The sequence below is a fragment of the Enterovirga rhinocerotis genome (assembly GCF_004363955.1).
Classification (GTDB): Bacteria; Pseudomonadota; Alphaproteobacteria; order Rhizobiales; family Beijerinckiaceae; genus Enterovirga; species Enterovirga rhinocerotis.
On the sequence record NZ_SNZR01000011.1, the window covers coordinates 1,184,703 to 1,203,205 of the forward strand.

Sequence of the window (18,503 nt, forward strand, 5' to 3'; positions counted from 1 at the left end):
GCTCGGGCTATTCCGCCGCTTCGGGCAGGGAGCCACGGGGTTCGGCGGGGTCGAGGATCGCGGAGACCCGGCTGCGGATGACGTCGAGCCCGTCCAGCAGCCCGGGGATCACGACATCGGACGGGCGCGGCCGCGTCGGCAGAGCGTGGAGGGCGCGGGCCATGGCTTCGGGAGCCCGGACGCCGTCCTCGGCGACGAGCATCGAGACGAGGCCGAGGCGGGATGCCTCCTCGGCGCGGATGAGCTGCTCGCGCCGGGGCTTCGTGCGCGGCACGATCAGCGAGCGCTTGTCGAGCGAAAGGATCTCGCAGAACGTGTTGTAGCCGCCCATCGCGACGACGGCCTCGGCCCGGCTCATCAGGACTTCGAGCTTGGTGTCGAAGGAGATCGCGTCGAGCTTCGGATGGCGTGCGATGCGGGCCATGAAGCCGCGCCGCCGGTCGCGGTTGATGAAGGGCCCGAACACCACGACGGCGGGGAGGGGGATCGACGGGTCGGCCTCGTAGGCCGACAGCACCCATTCGATCACGTCGTCTCCGTCGCCACCACCGCCGGTCGTCACGAGGATGAACGGCCGCCGCGTCAGGCCCGGATAGCGGGTGAGGATTGGCTCCGCCGGCAATTCCCGGCGCAGATAGCCGGTATAGGCCGTGTCGCGGACGAGATGCTCGGGCAGGTCGAACGCGGCGAGGGGACGGTAGATCTCCGGAAGGCCGTAGACCCAGACTTCGTCGTAGCAGCGCGCGAGCACGTCCGCCGCCCCCTTGCGCTCCCATTCCGGGACGAGGAGCGCCGGATCGTCCATGACGTCGCGCACGCCGAGGACGATGCGCGCGCCGCGCCGGCGCATGAGGTCGAGCGTTGGCACGATCTCGCCCCGAAAGCCGGTCGGTTCCTTGTCGACGATGAGCACGTCGGGGTCGAAGGTTTCGGCCGTCTGGCGGATCAGGGCCTCACGCAGCCCCGTCGCCTCCTCGATCGAGAGATTGAGGTTCAGGCTGCGATAGTCGCCGTCGGGCAGCTTGGTCACGCCCGGCACGCGCACGTAGTCGACGCCCGAGCCGAATTCGAAGGAGCCGATCACCGGGGAACCGGACACGATGATCGCCGAGAAGCCGGGCCGCTCGCCGACGAGGGCGTTGGCGATGGCGCGCGAGCGACGCAGGTGGCCGAGCCCGAACGTGTCGTGGCTGTAGATCATCACGCGCGAGCGCCCGGTCTCACCTCCGGAGCGCGGCGCGGCCCGATCCGGCTCTCCGCTCGCAAGCAACATTCGACGGGTCCCGGGCCGGTTGTGGTACCGCTGTTTGCGGATTGTGGCCTCCGACCCCATACCACGATCCGCGGCCGGATCATCCCCCGGCCGGCAATTCCCCGTTGCCGAGAGGTCGGCCGGCGCGTGCGCGGATGAACGCGCCGAGCATATCGCGACCCTCAGTCACCATGCTACGATGACCGTCCGATGACGAAGAGTCTCTTCCGCTACATCTGGCGCCATTCGCGGCGAGACCAGCTCATCATCTTCGCGGTGGTGCTCGGCTCCCTGCCGTTCTTCTACATGTCGCTCGATCTGCCGCGGAAGATCGTCAACGAGGCGATCCAGGGCCGGGCCTTCGAGGACGGCCGCATGACCGCCCCGTTCCTCGATTTCGCGATCCACTGGCCCAGCTGGCTCGGCGGCGGCGAGACGCAGATCGTCGAAGGCGTTCAGGTCGGGCGCCTGGAGCTGCTCTTCGGCCTGTCGTTCCTGTTCCTGTTCTTCGTGCTCGTGAACGGGTTCATCAAGTACTGGATCAACGTGCAGAAGGGCGCGCTCGGCGAGCGCATGATGCGCCGGTTGCGTTTCGAGCTCTTCTCCTATGCGCTCCGGTTCACGCCCGAGGCGCTCCGCAACGTCCGCTCGGCCGAGGCCGCGACCATCATCAAGGACGAGGTCGAGCCGATCGGCGGGTTCATCGGCGACGCCTATATCCAGCCGCTGATGCTCGGCACCCAGGCCGCGACCGCGCTCACCTTCATCCTCATCCAGAGCCTGTGGCTCGGCCTCCTGGCGGCGGCGATCGTCGGGGCGCAGTTCATCATCATCCCGCGGCTGCGCCGGCAGCTGCTCGTCCTCGGCCGCCAGCGCCAGCTCGCCTCGCGCGAATTCGCCGGGCGCGTGAGCGAGGTCATCGACGGCATGGAGGCCGTCCAGGTCCACGACACCGCCGCCTGGGAGCGGGCGGAGATCGGCGGGCGGCTCCATCACCTCTTCGATATCCGCTTCAAGATCTACAAGCGGAAGTTCATCGTCAAATTTCTGAACAATCTGCTCGCCCAGATGACGCCGTTCTTCTTCTACGCCGTCGGCGGGTATTTCGCCTTGTCGGGCAAGCTCGACATCGGCCAGCTCGTGGCCGTCATCGCGGCCTATCGCGAGCTGCCGCCCCCGCTGAAGGAACTGATCGACTGGGATCAGCAGCGCCTCGACGTTCAGGTGAAGTACGATCAGGTCGTCGCCTATTTCGCGCCGGAGCGGCTGCGCGTCGTCGAGGATGCCGCCGACGAAGACCGGGGCGACGCCCCGCTCGAAGGCGCGCTCGCCATCAAGGCCCTTGCGACCTTCGACGGCCATGGCAGCCCGCTCATCCGGGGAGGAGACGTCTCGCTCGACCTGCCGAGCCGCGTCGCCATCCTCTCGGACGGCACGGCGGCCGCGAGCAACCTCGCCCGGATCCTCGCCCGCCGCGACGAGAGCTATGGTGGGGAGGTCACGATCGGCGATCGTCATCTTTCCGCGCTGGGCCACGGGACGGTCGGGCGCCGGATCGCCTATGCGGGGCCGGAGCCGATCCTGTTTCCGGGAACGATCCGCGACAACCTGATCTACGGGCTGAGGCAGCGCCAGATCGAGGACATCGAGGCGGACGAGGAGGAGCAGCGCCGGATCGTCGAGGCGAAACGCACCGGCAATCCGCTCGATTCCGTCGCCGGGAGCTGGATCGATCTCGATCGAAGTGGCGCGAAGGACCATGTCGCGCTGGATGCGGCGCTCCTGATCCTGCTGGACCGGGCCGGGCTCGGCGACGACGTCTACCGCTTCGGGCTCACGGGCCTGATCGATCCCGAGCGCCAGCCCGGACTCGCAGAGCGCGTCGTCGAGGCGCGTCACCGGCTGAGGGAGCGTCTGGAACGCGAGGGGAAGTCCGAACTCGTCGAGAGCTTCGATCAGGACGCCTACAACGCGCATGCGACGGTCGTCGAGAATCTCCTGTTCGGCATGCCCACCTCGCCGGCGCTCAAGGGGCGGGCGATCGTCGAGCATGCCGGGTTCCGGGCGGTTCTCGACCAGGAGAAGCTGACCGACGATCTCGTGCGCATGGGCGTCGCCATCGCCGAGACGATGACCGACATCTTCGAGGGGCTGCCGCAGGGGCATCCGCTCTTCGAGCAGTTCGCCTTCGTCCACGCCGACGAACTCGACGAATTCGCCGCGATCGTGAAGCGTTCCCACGGAAAGGGGCGCGGCGGCCTGACCCGCGACGACCGCGAGCGCCTGCTGGCCCTGCCGCTCGAATATATCGAGCCCCGGCATCGTCTGGGCATCCTCGACGAGGCGTTCCGTGAACGCCTCCTGCAGGCGCGCAAGCACATGCGTGCGATGCTCGAGGAGCGCGACGATCCCGGGGTCGAGTTCTACGATCCCGATCGCCTGACCCTGGCGGCCCCGTTGCAGAACAATCTCATCTTCGGCCGCGTCAATGCCAGCATCGCCGATGCGCGGGAGCAACTCCGTGCCGTGGGCGCGGAGGTCGTCGCGGAGATGGATCTGTCGTCCGAGATCGAGCGCGTCGGTCTCGACCACGCGGTCGGCCCGGCCGGGCGGCGCCTGACCGCCCATCAGCGCGCCATCGTCAATCTTGTGCGCTGTCTCGTGAAGCGGCCCGACCTTCTCGTGGTGGACGGCGCACTGGCGCCGTTCGGTGAGAAGCGCGTCGCCGAGCTGACGGACTTCCTGCTCGAATCGGTCGGCACGCATTCGCTGGTCATGGTGCTGCCGAACGACCGCCACCTCGCGCGGTTCGAGAAGGCGATCGCCTTCGAGGACGGCCATCTGGTCGCGATCGAGCCCCATCCATCCGCGGCTCCGGAGCCGCGGGAGGCGCCGTCGGAGGACGATGGCGAGGAGCGGGGTGGCGAAGACGGTCTTTCCGAGGCAAAAGAGGGTCAGCCCGGCGCCTCGCGACGGCAGGCGGCGGAGTAGCGCCGGCAGAAGGGGAGACCATGACGCTCGAGACGGAAGTCCAATCCCTTCGCCAAGTGCCGATGTTCCGGGGGATCGAGCCGTCGCGGCTGAAGCTTCTCGCCTTCACCTCCGAGCGCATCCGGTTCACCGCGGGCCAGACGTTCTTCTCGCAGGGGGACGCGGCGGACGCCGCCTATGTCATCCTCGACGGCAGGGCGGACGTCCTGCTCGACGCCGCGGGCGGCCAGTTCAAGGTCGCGGAACTGGGCCGCAACGCCCTCGTCGGAGAGATGGGCATCCTGTCCGAGACGCCGCGGAGCGCGACCGTCGTAGCGGTCGAGCAGACCATCGCGCTGCGGATCGATAAGCGCGTCTTCCTGGACCTCCTGACCCAATTCCCGCAAATGTCGATCGCGGTGATGCGCGAGTTGGCGAGCCGGCTCGAGCGCACGAACGCACAGCTTTTGGCGCGATCGGGCCAATAAGGCCCCGCGGACGACAGGGAGGAACGGGTTTGGATCTCGGGGCGATGCTAAAGGGGCGCCACGTCTTCGTGACGGGGGCGTCGAGCGGGCTCGGTCAGCATTTCGCGAAGCTCTGCGCGAAGAACGGGGCTCTCGTGACGGTCGGCGCGCGGAGGCGGGACCGCCTCGAAGCGCTGGTCGGAACGCTGCTGGAACTCGGGGCCGCAGGCGCGCACGCGGTCGATCTCGACGTCGCCGATGCCGAATCGGTTTCGTCCGCGCTCGAGCGCGCTGCGGCAGCCTCGCCGATCGACGTGGTCGTGAACAATGCCGGCGTGACCGACAACAGGCCGGCCCTCGACATCGACGAGGAGCTCTACGACAAGGTCGTCGACACGAACCTGAAGGGCGTCTGGGCGGTCTCGACCCGCGCGGCGCGCGGCTGGCGCGAGGCCGGACGGGGCGGGGTCATCGTGAACATCGCCTCGATCCTGGGGCGCCGCGTCTCGGGAGCGGTCTCCGTCTACGCGACGACGAAGGCGGCGGTCATCCAGATGACGGCCGCGCATGCGCTCGAATGGGCCCGCTACGGCATCCGCGTGAACGCGCTCGCCCCCGGCTATATCGCGACCGAGATCAACGACGACTTCTTCCAGTCCGATCCCGGTCAGGCGCTGATCAAGCGGATCCCCCAGCGGCGGCTCGGCCAGCCGGAGGATCTCGACGGCGCCTTCCTGCTGCTCGCGACGGACGCGTCGCGCTGGATGACCGGCAGCTGCGTCGCCGTGGACGGCGGACACACGGTCTCGGCGCTGTAGCGGAAGCGGAAGGAGGGGAGCAGACGCTCCCACCCCTCGCCCTCACGGCCGCGGCGCCAGCCTCAGGATGCGCGAGCCGCCCTTGTCGCGCTCGGTGAGCGCGTAGACGGCGCCGTCCGGCCCCTCCCTCACGTCGCGGATGCGGGCGGAGAGCGGGATCCGCTCCTCCGTCGCGACGCGGTCGTCGGCCATGCGCAGGACGACGACGCCCTGGCTGACCAGGCCGCCGACGATCATCGCTCCGCGCCATTCGGGAAACAGCGCGCCGCGATAGATCGCGAGCCCCGAGGGCGCGATCACCGGATCCCAGTAATAGACGGGCTGCTCGGTGCCCTCCCGCTGCGTCAAGCCCCGGCCGACGCGGTTGCCGCTATACTCGGCACCGTAGGTCACGAGCGGCCAGCCGTAATTCTTGCCCGCCTCCGGCCGGTTGAGTTCGTCGCCCCCGCGCGGGCCGTGTTCGACCGTCCAGAGCCGTCCGCGCGCGTCCAGAGCGGCCGATTGCAGGTTGCGATGGCCATAGGACCAGATCGACGGAACCTTGCCCGGCTGTCCGACGAAGGGGTTGTCCTTCGGGATGGCGCCGTCCGCCTCGATCCGGAAGACCTTGCCGAGCCCGCTGCCGAGATCCTGCGCCTGCCCGCGCGCCGCCGCGTCCGAGCGCTCCCCGACCGTGATGTAGAGCCGGCCGGCATCGTCGAAGACGAGCCGGGAGCCGAAATGCATGTTGTTGTTCCAGGAGGGCTCCTGGCGGAAGATCACCCGGACGTCCTCGAGCCGCGCCCGTCCGCCGTCCTCGACGAGGCGTGCGCGGCCGACGGAGGTTCCGTTGCCGGGATCGCGCGGCTCGGCGAAGCTGAAGAAGACGAGCCGATCCTCGGCGAAGCGCGGGCTCGGGGCGAGATCGAGCAGGCCTCCCTGGCCGCGCGCATCGACCCGCGGCACGCCCGCGACCTCGGTGATGCGGCCGTCCTTGCCGACGATCCGCATCTCCCCCGCCTTCTGCGCGGTCAGGATGCGCCCGTCCGGCAGAAAGCCGAACGACCAGGAATGCGGGAGGCTCTCCACGACCGTGCTGACAGCAAGCGATGTCGCCTTCGGCGGCGCCTCGGCCCTGGTCTGGCCGGCGAAGGCCGGTCGCTGCCAGGGCGCGTTCGGCGCTTCGGTCTCGGCCGGGGCGGCGAGCGCGGGGGCGGGGGGTGCGAGGATGGCCGCGAGGCCGAGCAGGAACGGTCGCAGGGTCGGTTTCCTCAGGTTGGACCCGGCCGATATGGGTGCTCACCTCCGGTGACGCAAACGGGGCGGCGAGGGGCCGCAACGCCGCGACGCGGTTCGCCGGCGCTTGACAGGCGGGAGCCCCGCGCCTTCCCTCCGAAGAAATCTGGAGGATTTTGCCCGTGCCGATCTACAGCCTCGACGGAATCGCCCCCGAGCTTCCGGACGATGCCGCCTTCTGGGTGGCGCCCGATGCGCACGTGATGGGGGCGGTGCATCTCGGCCGGGATGTCGGGATCTGGTTCGGTGCCGTCCTCCGGGGAGATAACGAGGCCATCACCATCGGGGAGGGGACCAATATCCAGGAGGGGGCCATGCTCCATACGGACATGGGTTTCCCGATGACGATCGGAGCCCATTGCACCATCGGTCATCACGCCATCCTGCACGGCTGCACGATCGGCGACGGGGCGCTGATCGGAATGGGCGCGACGGTGCTGAACGGCGCTCGGATCGGCGCCGGCTCCCTGGTCGGGGCGAATGCGCTCGTGACCGAAGGCAAGGCCTTCCCGGACCGTTCCCTGATCGTCGGCTCGCCGGCGAAGGCCGTGCGCCAGCTCGACGACGCGACCGTGGAAGGCCTCCTGCGCGGCGCGGCCGGCTATGTCAGCAACTGGAAGCGGTTCGCGGGCGGCCTCAAGCGTCTGGATTGACGCGACGGACACGCGGGCGAGCGGCCGCGCCCTGCGAGCGGGCACGGATTCGATTTGCACCCCGGCCGCGATCTCCCACATGGTGGCTGCGATGACGAACCGGCCGCCTGCCTCCCTGCCCGAGTCGCGCTCCTCGGCGCGTGAGATCGATGCGTTCCTGAAGGAGGCGCATCGCGTGGCCGCGCCGGCCGCCGGAGCGGCGCGGCTCGTCTTCGCGCTCGATGCCACCATGAGCCGGCAGCCCACCTGGGACATGGCCTCCCGCGTCCAGGCGGCGATGTTCCACGCGGCGGCGGCGGTCGGGGGCCTGTCGGTCCAGCTCGTCTATTTCCGGGGCTTCCGAGAGTGCCGCGCCTCGCGCTGGGTGGCCGATCCCCGCAGGCTGGCCGAACTGATGGGCAAGATCCGGTGCGAGGCTGGGGAGACCCAGATCGCCCGCGTCCTCGGCCATGTCCTCGAGGAGGGGGGGCGCGAGCCCATCCGCGCGCTCGTCTATGTGGGCGATGCGATGGAGGAGGGGCTCGACGGGCTGTGCGCGAAGGCCGGGCAGCTCGGCCTCCTCGGGGTCAAGGCCTTCATGTTCCACGAAGGCGGACAGGATGGGGTCGCGGCGGCCTATGGCGAGATCGCGCGGCTCACGGGCGGTGCCGCCTTCGCCTTCGATTCGCGGGCTCCGGCCGAACTCGAGGCGCTTCTGCGTGCGGTCGCGGCCTATGCCGCGGGGGGACGGGCGGAACTCGACCGACTCGCGGCGCGGGATGCCGGCGCGCGGCGGCTCGCAGCCTCGTTGCCTCGCCTCGGCGGCCCGGGAGGGCGGCCATGACCCTGCTCGGCGTCATCGGCGCGGCGATCCTCGCCTGGTGGGGGCTGAAGTTCTTCGGCGTCACCGGGCGGGCGCAGATCGGCAAGGTCGCGCGTGTCGGCGGAGGGTTCGCGGCCCTCGCCGTCGCAGGGCTTCTCGGCCTCAGAGGCCGCATGGACATGGCGGTGGTGGTGGGGAGCTGCGGCGCCTGGCTGCTGGGCTGGGCCGCCCTGCCGGCTTTTCTCGGCGGTGGCGCGTCGCCCTTCGGCGGCGGCTCGTCCGCGCGCTCGGCCGGATCGACCTCGAAGGTGAAGTCCCGGCGGATCGAGATGGTGCTCGATCACGATAGCGGGACGATCACCGGCCGGGTGCTGGCGGGGGCCTTCTCCGGCCGCCCGCTCGAAAGCCTGTCAGACCGCGAGCTGCTCGCCCTGCGCCGCGAGTGCCTCGCGGACGATCCCGATGGGAGCCGGCTGATCGAACAATATCTCGACGGCCGGTTTCCCGGCTGGCGTGAAGACGCTGAGCCGGGTCCGCACGGTGGGGGCCGGCCCCAGGCGCAGCTCGGCACGATGACGCAGCAGGAAGCTTACGAGATCCTGGGGCTTCAGCCAGGAGCGTCCGAAGACGCCGTTCGGCAGGCGCACCGGTCGCTGATGAAGCGGCTTCACCCCGATCAGGGCGGATCGACCTGGCTCGCGAGCCGGATCAACCAAGCCAAGGACCTTCTGCTGGGGCGACATGCCTGAACTCCACGCGGACCGGTCGGATAAGGGCTAGGGGCCGTCAGCTTCGCGTGGCGAAGCAGGCGAAGCCGCGGCTCTTGAGGGTGCGGCAGGCCTCCTGGGCCTTGTCCGCCTCGGCGAAGCCGGAGAAGCGAGCGCGGTAGAGCGTCGTCCCGCCGCGGCTGATCTTCTCGGTGAAGGGCGCAGCGCGGGCGAGGGCGCGGCCGCTGGCGGCCTTGGCATCGTCGAGCACGCTCTTCGCGCGGCCCTCGTCGCCCTCGGCGGCGAGCTGGATCACCCAGGGCGTGACCGCGATCGGACGCGTGACCGTCTCGGCCTGTTTCGCGGCGGGCGTCGCCTTCACCGGAGGCGTCGGGACGAGGGAAGCGGTGCGGACGGGCGCGGAGACCGGAGCGCGCGCGGCAGCCGCTTCGGCATCCCCGGCCGACGGGGGCATGGGCACGGCCGGCGCGAAGGGGAGGCGGGCCTCGATCTTCTGGCCCGGCTGCAGGGGCTTCTGCGGCGGCAGGACAGCGACCGGCGCTGCGGGCGGGCGGGGAGCTTCGACGGCGCGGGTCGGCAGGGAGCCCGTGGTCTCGACGTCACCGACCGAGGCGAGCTGCGTGCGGACGGCGACCGGCGCATCGTCGTCGTCGTCATCCTGCTGGAGGCTGGCGAAGACGGAGGACCGCCCGCTCGTCGCGGCGCGCGCCATGTTGGTGCGGATGAGGCCGGCCATGATGTTGTCGCGGCTGGCACCGGACCGTCCGCCCAGGACGATGGCGACGACGTGGCGTCCATCCTGCCGGGCCGAGGTCATCAGGTTGAAGCCGGACGCGTTCGTGAAGCCGGTCTTGATGCCGTCGACGCCCTCGACGCGCCCGAGAAGGCGGTTGTGGTTGCCGATGCGCTGGCCGGCATATTCGAAGACGCGGGTCTGGAAGTAGCGGTAGTAGCGCGGGAACTTCTCCTGCACCGCCCGGGCGAGGATGGTGAGGTCGCGCGCCGTCGTGACCTGATCGGGGTTCGGAAGGCCCGAGGCATTCCGGAAGACGGTCCGCGTCATGCCGAGGGAGCGAGCCTTGCGCGTCATGCGGGCCGCGAAGGCCTCTTCGGAGCCCGCAAGGTTCTCGCCGATGGCGCAGGCGATGTCGTTGGCCGATCGCGTGATCAGCGCCTTGATGGCGTCTTCCACCGCGATGGTGCTGCCGGGCCGCAGGCCGAGCTTGGACGGCGCCATCGACGCGGCGCGGCGCGAGATCTTGAGCTCGGAATCGAGCTTCAGCCTGCCGCGCTGCAGCTGCTCGAACAGGAGATAGAGCGTCATCACCTTCGTGACGGACGCGGGATGACGGAGCGCGTTCTCGTTCACCGCGTGCAGCGTGCGACCCGTATTCGCGTCCACGACCATCGCCGCATAGGGCGGCGAATACGGAGCTGCCTTCGCGACCTTGGCGGGAGCCCGCCGCGGCTTGTTCCGACGGGCATCCGCCTCCGTCGTGCAGACCAGCGACGCTACCATCGCAACAAGGCCAGCCGTGACCGCAACACGGACCTTGCTTACGCCGACGCAACCCAACATTCGTCCGACCCCGCCTCTCGGCCTCGAGGAACACCGGCCTGCTCGCAACCGCGAACGCGGCCGGTTCGACACGTCGGATGACGCTACGGAGACGCCGTTACGGATGGGTTAAATGCGAGTCGAATTGTAATTGTGCACTGCACAATGATATCTTGACGTTTGATTGTGCGCTGCATATAGTCCGGGAGTTGGCCCGTCTGCGAAGCGGCGGGCGCGACCCAACTCTAGACAGGGACGGGAGCTCACTGCCCCGCAGACGACGATGGTCAATCTCGATTCGTTCACGAAGCTCAGCCGCGAGGGCGCCGATGCGGCCCTGAAGTCGTTCACCGCATTGTCCACCGGCGCACAGGCCGTCACGAGCGAGAGCGTCGACTACGTGAAGCGCTCCTTCGAAGCGGGCCAGAAGGCCTCCGAGCAGCTCCTGGGCGCCAAGACGCTCGACGTCGCGATGCAGATCCAGGGCGATTATCTCCGTTCGAGCTACGAGGGCCTCGTCGCCCAGACGGCCAAGATGGGCCAGCTCGCGGTGTCGGTCGCCAAGGACGCGGCCGCCCCCCTCGAGACGCTGATGGCGAAGCCGACCGTCTCCTGACGTCCGGCTCCGAACCGGTTGCGACGCCCGGCCTCGTGCCGGGCGTTTTCGTTTTGAGATACCCTCCTGGCGGCGCGATGCGCGACGCTTCGTGCCATCGCCGAGCCGCTTCAATTGTTCGAGACTGGCGCCGCATGACGGGAGCCATGACGAGAGCCCCTGGCGAAGGGCGGTCCCGGCCTTTAGATGAGATGGCGGATTCGGCGGGCCATGCGCGGCGCCGATCGTATGGTGAGGAGGTGGGCGCGGAATGGTCGGGACGGTCGATCATCTGAAGGTGCGGTCCGCCGCCGGCGTCCCCGGGGGCGGCGACGACGGGCGCTCCGGCACGGCCATCATCGCCAAGCCGAAAACCAAGACCAAACGGCCCAATCTTTACCGCGTCCTGCTGCTGAACGACGATTACACCCCGATGGAATTCGTGGTGCTCGTGCTCGAGCGCTTCTTCAACAAGAGTCGGGACGACGCGACGCGGATCATGCTCCACGTCCATCAGAACGGTGTCGGCGAATGCGGCATCTTCACCTACGAGGTCGCCGAGACCAAGGTGACGCAGGTGATGGATTTCGCCCGGAAGCACCAGCACCCGCTCCAGTGCGTCATGGAAAAGAAGTGACGGCCTCGGCGGCCGGGCGCTCTTCGCCGGAGACGCCCTGGCCGGAGGGGCTGGCGAGGCTTGCCGACTACGCCTGGTGCCGCTGCGCGAGCCCCATCGATCTCCTGGCGATGCTGCTGGACGACGACGATGTCGGGCCGGCCCTCGAGAGGAGTGGCGTTTCGGCCGACGCCATGAGGCGGGCGGTCAGCGTGCGTCGCGCCGCGAAACGATCGCTCGCGGCGAGGTGCTCCGATTTCATCGGAGGTCTGCGGCGACGGGCGGACGAGCCGAGTCCCGAGGAGAGGGTGGTCGAGCGCGTGCTGCAGCGGGCGATCCTGCGCGCCGGCTCGTCGGACGGGCAGCCGGTCCGGGCGCTGGACCTCCTGGTCGCGATCTACGACGAGCCCGAAGGCGATGCAGGGGCCATCCTGCGCGATGCCGGCCTCGAGCGATACGACCTCCTCAACGCCATCTGCCACGGCCTCGCAAAAGGCGAGGCCGATGCCCATTTGACAGATGCACACGGCGTGGGGGACGCTCGTATCCTTCTTCACAACGACAAGTTCACGCCGATGGAGTGTGTCGTCTCAGCCTTGAAGACCCTCTTTGGGAAAGACGACGAAGGCGCCGTCCGGATCATGCTGGCGGCGCATCATGATGGCGCCGCGGTGGTCGGCGCCTTCGACGTCGAGACGGCACGGAAATTGGTCGCCGACGTGACCCAATTCGGCCGAAGTCATCAGGTTGCCTTGCGATGCACGATCGACAGGGCCGAATCAATTCAGCGAGGGCCTCATGCCGAGCTTCTCACGTAGCCTGGAACAAGCCCTGCACAGGGCTCTCGCGCTCGCCGGCGAGCGGCGTCACGAATACGCGACCCTCGAACATTTGCTGCTCGCCCTCGTCGACGACCAGGACGCGGCCGCCGTGATGCGCGCCTGCAACGTCGATATCGACGCCCTGCGGCGCAACCTCGTCGAATATGTCGATACCGAACTCGCCAATCTCGTCACCGACGGCCGGCAGGATTCGAAGCCGACCGCCGGGTTCCAGCGCGTCATCCAGCGCGCCGTGATCCATGTTCAGTCGTCCGGACGCGAGGAGGTCACGGGCGCGAACGTGCTCGTCGCGATCTTCGCCGAGCGCGAAAGCCACGCGGCCTATTTCCTGCAAGAGCAGGAAATGACCCGCTACGACGCCGTGAACTACATCAGCCACGGCATCGCCAAGCGGCCGGGTCTCGCCGAGGCGAGGCCTCCCCGTGGAGCCGAAGAGGAATCGACCGAACGCCCGACGGGCACGGACGAGGAGACCCGGCAGAAGAAGAAGGGCGATGCGCTGGACGCCTATTGCGTCAACCTCAACAAGAAGGCGAAGGACGGCAAGATCGATCCGCTGATCGGCCGCGAGGCCGAGGTGATGCGCACGATCCAGGTCCTCTGCCGCCGGCAGAAGAACAACCCGCTGCTCGTGGGCGACCCGGGCGTCGGCAAGACGGCGATCGCCGAGGGCCTCGCCCGCAAGATCGTGCGCGGCGAGGTGCCGGAGGTGCTGGAGAAGGCCACCGTCTTCTCGCTCGACATGGGCACTCTGCTCGCCGGCACGCGCTATCGCGGCGATTTCGAGGAGCGCCTCAAGCAGGTCATCAAGGAGATCGAGGCGCATCCGAACGCCATCATGTTCATCGACGAGATCCACACCGTCATCGGGGCGGGTGCGACCTCGGGCGGCGCCATGGATGCCTCGAACCTGCTCAAGCCCGCCCTCTCGTCGGGCTCGCTCCGCTGCATCGGCTCGACCACCTACAAGGAGTACCGCCAGTACTTCGAGAAGGACCGCGCCCTCGTGCGCCGGTTCCAGAAGATCGACGTGAACGAGCCGTCGATCCCGGACACGATCGAGATCGTGAAGGGCCTCAAGCCCTATTACGAGGAGTTCCACAAGCTCCGCTTCACGGGTGACGCGATCAAGGCGGCGGTCGAACTCTCGGCCCGCTACATCAACGACCGCAAGCTGCCCGACAAGGCGATCGACGTCATCGACGAGACCGGCGCCTCGCAGATGCTCATCCCCGAGCATCGGCGGAAGAAGACGATCGGCATCAAGGAGATCGAGGCGACCATCGCGACGATGGCCCGGATCCCGCCGAAGACCGTGTCGAAGGACGACGCGGAGGTGCTGGCCCATCTCGAGACGACGCTGAAGCGGGTCGTGTACGGGCAGGACACGGCGATCACGGCGCTGACGGCGGCGATCAAGCTCGCTCGTGCCGGCCTGCGCGACGCGGAGAAGCCGATCGGCTCCTATCTCTTCGCCGGCCCCACGGGCGTCGGCAAGACGGAGGTCGCCAAGCAGCTCGCCACCTCGCTCGGCGTCGAGATGCTGCGCTTCGACATGTCGGAATACATGGAGCGCCACACGGTCTCGCGCCTGATCGGTGCGCCTCCCGGCTATGTCGGGTTCGACCAGGGCGGCCTGCTCACGGACGGCGTCGACCAGCATCCGCATTGCGTGCTGCTGCTGGACGAGGTCGAGAAGGCCCATCCCGACCTGTTCAACATCCTCCTGCAGGTGATGGACCACGGCAAGCTGACCGACCACAACGGCAAGCAGATCGATTTCCGCAACGTCATCATCATCATGACGACGAATGCGGGAGCGTCGGACCTCGCGCGGGCCGCCTTCGGGTTCACCTCCAGCAAGCGCGAGGGCGACGATATCGAGGCGATCAACAAGCTGTTCGCGCCCGAATTCCGCAACCGGCTCGATGCGATCATCTCCTTCGGCCGGCTGCCGAAGGAGGTCGTCGCCAAGGTGGTCGACAAGTTCGTGCTCCAGCTCGAGGCGCAGCTCGCCGACCGGAACGTGGTCATCGAGCTCTCCGACGAAGCGCGCGACTGGCTCTGCGAGAACGGCTACGACGAGGCGATGGGCGCTCGGCCGATGGCCCGGCTGATCCAGTCGACCATCAAGACCCCGCTCGCCGACGACGTGCTGTTCGGCCGGCTCAAGGGCGGCGGCGCCGTCCAGGTCGTCGTGGCCCGGGACGAGACCGGCAAGCTGGGCCTCGCCTTCGAGTATCCCGAAGGACCCGTGACGCCGCGGCCCGAAAAGGTGGTCGCCAGCGCCAAGGACCAGAAGCGCCGGCCGCGCGGCGCCGCCAAGCGACCGGCCGGGCCGAAGGATTCCGGTAGCGGCCGAGGCAAGGGCGGGGTAGGGACCTCGCCGAAAGGTCCCCTGGTGCGTGTCTGATGAGTGATTTGCATGCTGGCCCGCTGAGCCAAGCCTCTCCGGAGGACGAGCATCATGCCGGGCCGCTTGCGCCGGCGGCGAAGCCTTCGCCGGCCCGCTACAAGAAATCCTGGCGCGAAAAGCGCTGGGAGCGGCGCCGTCGTCGACGCTTCGTCGAGGAGGTCCTCGGTTGGGTGCTCGTGCCGGTGATCCTCATTGCCTGCTACTGGGCGGCCAAGGCCAGCCTCAATGCGATGGGGACGAACTTCACGTCCCTGGTCGAGGGCATCAAGCTGGCGATGTCCGGCAAGATCTGACGCGGCGGCCTGACGCCGCCCTGATCGGCGCGCGCAACGCGCGGTTCGTCCCGACCTGCCTCTAGGCCTCGCGCGCGATGTCGGCGCTGGCCGGCGCGTCCGTCGAGACGGCGCTTCGCATCCTTGATGTCGGTGCAGACGATGCCCGCGAAGCGGGCGGCGTCTGCACGCGCTCACCGGCCGTCCCGGGCGGAAGACCTCAGAACCGGCGACGTCGCATCCTATCCCGCCCCATCTCCGGATTCGCGGCGGGCGGCCCGCCGCGAATCCTTCGCATCAAGCAGCGTGCGATCCGGCCTCAGCCCTCGCCGCCGATCGCCCGGCGGATGTTCTGGCGGTAGACCTGCACGCCGATCCGCCTTTCGACGTCGGAGAGATACTCGGCCAGGATGTCGTCCGTCATCAGCGTGCGGAGCTGGCGCTCGGCGCCGGCGGCCTCCTGCGTCGTGGTCACGAAGGGCGGCACCGACGCGCCCGTCACCTTGAACAGGACCCGGTTCTCGTCGTCGGGCGCGGCGCTGCCGGCTTTGCCGACAGGCGTCGCGAAGATGCGCGTGACGACGGGGGCCGGGAGGTCGTCCTTCGCCTGCCCGCGGGCGAGGTCGGTGACGGTCTGCCACTTGAGGCCGAGGGATTCGGCCACGGCTTCCACGGTCTCGCCCTTGTCGATGCGCTCCACCAGTGCCGTCGCCTTCTCGGAGAGGAGCCGGGCGATTTCCGCCTTGCGCCATTCCGCGACCACCTGATCGCGGATCTCGTCGAGCGGCCGGTCGCGCGCCGGCTCGATCTTGGTGACCTCATACCAGATGTAGCCGCCATCGAGCGTGTTGACGGCCTCGTTGTCGGAGCCCGGCTCCGTGCGGAAGAGCCCCTGCAGGAGGGCGGGCTGGCCCGCGAGGGCGGCCACCGGCTGGCCGTCCTTGCCCCGGCCGTTGCGGTCGAAGGCGGGGATCTCGACGAGCGGAAGCTTCTTGTCCCGCGCGATCTCGGCCATCGGCTTCGCGCCGGCGCGCTGGTCCTCGATCGTGTCGTGGAGGGCCTGGAGCTCGTCTCGCGCGCGCTCCAGCGCGATATCCTTCTTCACCTCGCCGACGACCTCCTCGAACGGCTTCATCGCCGCCGGTTCGATCTTGGCGACGCGCACGACGGCGGTGCCGAAGCGCCCCTCGATCGGATCGCTGATTCCGCCCTCCGGCAGCTCGAAAGCGGCCTTGGCCGTCGCCTCGTCCAGAACCTCGCCGCGCGTCAGGGTGCCGAGATCGAGCGTGGCGTCGTCGATGCCGAGCTCCTTGGCGATGGCCTCGAACGACGTTCCCGCCTTGATCTTGGCGACGGCCTCCGCGGCGGCCTCCTTCGTCGGGAAGAGGATCTGCTGGATCGCGCGGCGCTCCTGGCTGCCGAAGCGGCTGTCCTTGACCTTGGCGTAGTATTCGCGTGCCTCGGCATCGGTCACGGCGTCCGGCTTGGCGATGGTGGCCGGGGTCAGCGTCATGATGGCGCCGATGCGGTATTCCGGCGCGCGGAACGAGGCCTTGCGCTCCTCGTAGAAGGCCTGAAGCTTGTCGTCGGCCGGAGCGGGCAACTCGCCCGCCTGCGCGGCGCCCAGCCGGATGATCTCCGCCGTGCGGCGCTCCGACTGATAGCGGTGGACGGCCTCACGCATGGAGAGCGGGATGCGCAGCGCGCCGCTCAGCGCCTCGGCGAGCTGCTGGCGCGCCATCACGAGCCGCTGCTCGCGGACATATTGCTGCTCGCTCATGCCGTTCTGGCGCAGCAGGTCGCTGAACTGGTTGCGGTCGAAGGCGCCGCTGGGTCCGCGGAAGGTCGGATCCTCCTGGATGGCCTTGATCACGAGCTCGTCGGACACCGTGATGCCGTGGCGCCTCGTCTCGTGATCGAAGGCGGCCTCGGACACCAGGCGCGCGAGGACCCTCTCCTCGAGCCCGAGCGCCCGCGCCTGGTCCGGCGTCACCGAACGGCCGGAGCGCCGGATGAGCGCCTGGTATTCCGTCTGGTAGGCGTTCCGGTAGGCTTCGCCCGTGATGTCGACGCCGCCGACGGTCGCGACCTGCGTTCGCACGTTGCCGCGGAACACGTCGCCGATGCCCCAGATGGCGAAGCTGACGATCAGAAGGGCGAACAGAACGGCGACGAGCACGCGGCCGACCCAGCTCTTCCCGATCCGGTTGATCCCCTGAAGCATCGATCCCTTCCGACGCCTGCCGGCGTCCCCTCACGTATCCTTCCGGCCGCCCTAGCGTAATGGCGCGCGCGGGGGAAGGCCGCAGGCTCGTGCGCGTTGCCGCGCCCCGCAGCCTCTGTTACGCCGCGCCGATTGCTGGAGGGACGAGATGCCGGGTCGCACGCCGAAGCCTTTGGTCGCCGGAAACTGGAAGATGAACGGCTCGGCCGCCTCGCGTTCCCTGCTGGCGGAGATCGCGGCCGGCTACGGGCCGGACCTGCAAGCGAAGACCGACCTTCTCGTCTGTCCGCCCGCCGTGCTCGTGCCGATGGCCGTGGCGACGACGGCGGCGACGACCATCGCCGTCGGCGGCCAGGATTGCCATGCGAAGGTCTCCGGCGCGCATACGGGCGACATCGCGGCCGCGATGCTGGCCGAGGCCGGTGCGACCTTCGTCATCGTCGGCCATTCGGAGCGACGCACGGATCACGCCGAGACCGACGCCGTCGTGAAGGCGAAGGCCGAGGCCACGCTCGCGGGGGGACTCACGGCGATCGTCTGCGTCGGCGAGACCAAAGACGAGCGCGAAGCGGGCAGGGCGCTCGCGGTCGTCGAGGCGCAAGTGCGCGGCTCGCTCCCGGCCGGGGCCTCCCCGGCGAATACGGTGATCGCCTACGAGCCCGTCTGGGCCATCGGGACGGGGCTCGTGCCGACCGTCGCCGATGTCGAGGCGATGCATGCCGACATCCGCCGCGTGCTCGGCGACCTCGTCGGGCAGGACGCGGCGGGCATGCGCATCCTCTATGGCGGCTCGGTCAAGCCCGGCAACGCCAGGGAACTGCTCGGCGTCGCGAATGTCGACGGCGCTCTCGTGGGCGGCGCGAGCCTCGTGGCGGCGGATTTCCTCGGCATCGCGGCGGCCTATTCCTGATCTGCCGACGGGTGGTCCGGCAGCCGCGCCGGACCACCCGTCCGACGTCGCCTTTCATTCGCCACCGATCGCGTGCTAGGGAGCGCGGCAACGCGCCGGCCGCAC

The 18,503-nt window shown here is 69.1% G+C and carries 16 protein-coding genes; 12 read left to right on the plus strand and 4 right to left on the minus strand.

Going from position 1 to position 18,503, the window contains the following annotated elements:
* Nucleotides 1-7: 7 nt before the first annotated feature.
* Nucleotides 8-1,273 carry a glycosyltransferase family protein gene (locus EV668_RS06170; protein WP_133768928.1) on the minus strand — a complete coding sequence of 422 codons (1,266 nt, stop codon included), beginning with the start codon at nucleotides 1,271-1,273 and terminating at the stop codon, nucleotides 8-10.
* Between the two features lie 189 nt (nucleotides 1,274-1,462).
* Here EV668_RS06170 and EV668_RS06175 point away from each other — a divergent pair, with 189 nt between their 5' ends.
* Genes EV668_RS06175 through EV668_RS06185 form a run of 3 tightly spaced genes read left to right on the plus strand, consistent with a single transcriptional unit; the run spans nucleotide 1,463 to nucleotide 5,507 of the window.
* Nucleotides 1,463-4,243, plus strand: coding sequence for an ABC transporter transmembrane domain-containing protein (locus tag EV668_RS06175; protein WP_133768929.1), 2,781 nt, complete (start codon nucleotides 1,463-1,465; stop codon nucleotides 4,241-4,243).
* A gap of 20 nt (nucleotides 4,244-4,263) precedes the next feature.
* A complete protein-coding gene (locus EV668_RS06180; RefSeq protein ID WP_133768930.1) occupies nucleotides 4,264-4,710 on the plus strand; it encodes a cyclic nucleotide-binding domain-containing protein in 447 nt (148 codons plus the stop codon).
* Nucleotides 4,711-4,754: 44 nt separating this feature from the next.
* Entirely contained in the window at nucleotides 4,755-5,507 is a 753-nt protein-coding gene (locus EV668_RS06185) for an SDR family NAD(P)-dependent oxidoreductase (protein ID WP_208111479.1), read from the plus strand.
* A gap of 42 nt (nucleotides 5,508-5,549) precedes the next feature.
* Here the strand turns inward: EV668_RS06185 and EV668_RS06190 are convergent, their stop codons facing one another.
* Nucleotides 5,550-6,761, minus strand: a complete 1,212-nt coding sequence (locus EV668_RS06190) for a PQQ-dependent sugar dehydrogenase (protein WP_133768932.1) — start codon at nucleotides 6,759-6,761, stop codon at nucleotides 5,550-5,552.
* A gap of 143 nt (nucleotides 6,762-6,904) precedes the next feature.
* Between EV668_RS06190 and EV668_RS06195 the strand changes: the two genes are divergently transcribed.
* From EV668_RS06195 to EV668_RS06205, 3 genes are all read left to right on the plus strand, one after another.
* Nucleotides 6,905-7,435, plus strand: a complete 531-nt coding sequence (locus tag EV668_RS06195; protein WP_133768933.1) for a gamma carbonic anhydrase family protein — start codon at nucleotides 6,905-6,907, stop codon at nucleotides 7,433-7,435.
* A 79-nt stretch (nucleotides 7,436-7,514) separates the two neighbouring features.
* Entirely contained in the window at nucleotides 7,515-8,258 is a 744-nt protein-coding gene (locus EV668_RS06200) for a VWA domain-containing protein (protein ID WP_133768934.1), read from the plus strand.
* Nucleotides 8,255-8,986: a DnaJ domain-containing protein gene (locus tag EV668_RS06205; protein ID WP_133768935.1), complete on the plus strand. Its 732-nt coding sequence runs from the start codon at nucleotides 8,255-8,257 to the stop codon at nucleotides 8,984-8,986. The genes EV668_RS06200 and EV668_RS06205 overlap by 4 nt, the downstream gene beginning before the upstream one ends.
* A 37-nt stretch (nucleotides 8,987-9,023) precedes the next feature.
* Here the strand turns inward: EV668_RS06205 and EV668_RS06210 are convergent, their stop codons facing one another.
* Nucleotides 9,024-10,484 (minus strand): D-alanyl-D-alanine carboxypeptidase, encoded by a 1,461-nt coding sequence (locus EV668_RS06210; protein ID WP_133768936.1) that lies wholly within the window; start codon nucleotides 10,482-10,484, stop codon nucleotides 9,024-9,026.
* Between the two features lie 322 nt (nucleotides 10,485-10,806).
* Between EV668_RS06210 and EV668_RS06215 the strand changes: the two genes are divergently transcribed.
* The 5 genes from EV668_RS06215 (at nucleotide 10,807) to EV668_RS06235 (ending at nucleotide 15,285) form a co-directional block, all read left to right on the plus strand.
* Nucleotides 10,807-11,139, plus strand: coding sequence for a phasin family protein (locus EV668_RS06215; RefSeq protein ID WP_133768937.1), 333 nt, complete (start codon nucleotides 10,807-10,809; stop codon nucleotides 11,137-11,139).
* A 250-nt stretch (nucleotides 11,140-11,389) separates the two neighbouring features.
* The gene (clpS, locus tag EV668_RS06220) at nucleotides 11,390-11,755 is read left to right on the plus strand and encodes an ATP-dependent Clp protease adapter ClpS (protein ID WP_133768938.1); all 366 of its coding nucleotides are present in this window, start codon (nucleotides 11,390-11,392) and stop codon (nucleotides 11,753-11,755) included.
* A gap of 110 nt (nucleotides 11,756-11,865) precedes the next feature.
* Complete coding sequence (locus tag EV668_RS06225) at nucleotides 11,866-12,552, plus strand: ATP-dependent Clp protease adaptor ClpS (RefSeq protein WP_208111480.1); 687 nt, start codon at nucleotides 11,866-11,868, stop codon at nucleotides 12,550-12,552.
* Nucleotides 12,533-14,989, plus strand: coding sequence for an ATP-dependent Clp protease ATP-binding subunit ClpA (clpA, locus tag EV668_RS06230; protein ID WP_133768940.1), 2,457 nt, complete (start codon nucleotides 12,533-12,535; stop codon nucleotides 14,987-14,989). Before EV668_RS06225 ends, clpA begins: the two co-directional genes overlap by 20 nt.
* Nucleotides 14,989-15,285, plus strand: a complete 297-nt coding sequence (locus EV668_RS06235) for a hypothetical protein (RefSeq protein ID WP_133768941.1) — start codon at nucleotides 14,989-14,991, stop codon at nucleotides 15,283-15,285. The genes clpA and EV668_RS06235 overlap by 1 nt, the downstream gene beginning before the upstream one ends.
* A gap of 298 nt (nucleotides 15,286-15,583) precedes the next feature.
* On the opposite strand, the gene EV668_RS06240 is transcribed toward EV668_RS06235, so the two are convergent.
* Nucleotides 15,584-17,488: a SurA N-terminal domain-containing protein gene (locus EV668_RS06240; RefSeq protein ID WP_133768942.1), complete on the minus strand. Its 1,905-nt coding sequence runs from the start codon at nucleotides 17,486-17,488 to the stop codon at nucleotides 15,584-15,586.
* A 148-nt stretch (nucleotides 17,489-17,636) separates the two neighbouring features.
* Here EV668_RS06240 and tpiA point away from each other — a divergent pair, with 148 nt between their 5' ends.
* Entirely contained in the window at nucleotides 17,637-18,398 is a 762-nt protein-coding gene (gene tpiA, locus EV668_RS06245) for a triose-phosphate isomerase (protein ID WP_133768943.1), read from the plus strand.
* The last annotated feature ends 105 nt before the right edge of the window (nucleotides 18,399-18,503 follow it).

Bases quoted from the DNA above. Each gene is read 5' to 3' on its own strand.
- EV668_RS06170 (WP_133768928.1), bottom strand. From the start codon at position 1,273: ATGTTGCTTGCGAGCGGAGAGCCGGATCGGGCCGCGCCGCGCTCCGGA.
- EV668_RS06225 (WP_208111480.1), top strand. From the start codon at position 11,866: ATGCTGCTGGACGACGACGATGTCGGGCCGGCCCTCGAGAGGAGTGGC.
- EV668_RS06200 (WP_133768934.1), top strand. From the start codon at position 7,515: ATGGTGGCTGCGATGACGAACCGGCCGCCTGCCTCCCTGCCCGAGTCG.
- tpiA (WP_133768943.1), top strand. From the start codon at position 17,637: ATGCCGGGTCGCACGCCGAAGCCTTTGGTCGCCGGAAACTGGAAGATG.
- EV668_RS06235 (WP_133768941.1), top strand. From the start codon at position 14,989: ATGAGTGATTTGCATGCTGGCCCGCTGAGCCAAGCCTCTCCGGAGGAC.
- EV668_RS06215 (WP_133768937.1), top strand. From the start codon at position 10,807: ATGGTCAATCTCGATTCGTTCACGAAGCTCAGCCGCGAGGGCGCCGAT.
- EV668_RS06205 (WP_133768935.1), top strand. From the start codon at position 8,255: ATGACCCTGCTCGGCGTCATCGGCGCGGCGATCCTCGCCTGGTGGGGG.
- EV668_RS06180 (WP_133768930.1), top strand. From the start codon at position 4,264: ATGACGCTCGAGACGGAAGTCCAATCCCTTCGCCAAGTGCCGATGTTC.
- clpA (WP_133768940.1), top strand. From the start codon at position 12,533: ATGCCGAGCTTCTCACGTAGCCTGGAACAAGCCCTGCACAGGGCTCTC.
- EV668_RS06210 (WP_133768936.1), bottom strand. From the start codon at position 10,484: ATGGTAGCGTCGCTGGTCTGCACGACGGAGGCGGATGCCCGTCGGAAC.
- EV668_RS06175 (WP_133768929.1), top strand. From the start codon at position 1,463: ATGACGAAGAGTCTCTTCCGCTACATCTGGCGCCATTCGCGGCGAGAC.
- EV668_RS06185 (WP_208111479.1), top strand. From the start codon at position 4,755: ATGCTAAAGGGGCGCCACGTCTTCGTGACGGGGGCGTCGAGCGGGCTC.
- clpS (WP_133768938.1), top strand. From the start codon at position 11,390: ATGGTCGGGACGGTCGATCATCTGAAGGTGCGGTCCGCCGCCGGCGTC.
- EV668_RS06240 (WP_133768942.1), bottom strand. From the start codon at position 17,488: ATGCTTCAGGGGATCAACCGGATCGGGAAGAGCTGGGTCGGCCGCGTG.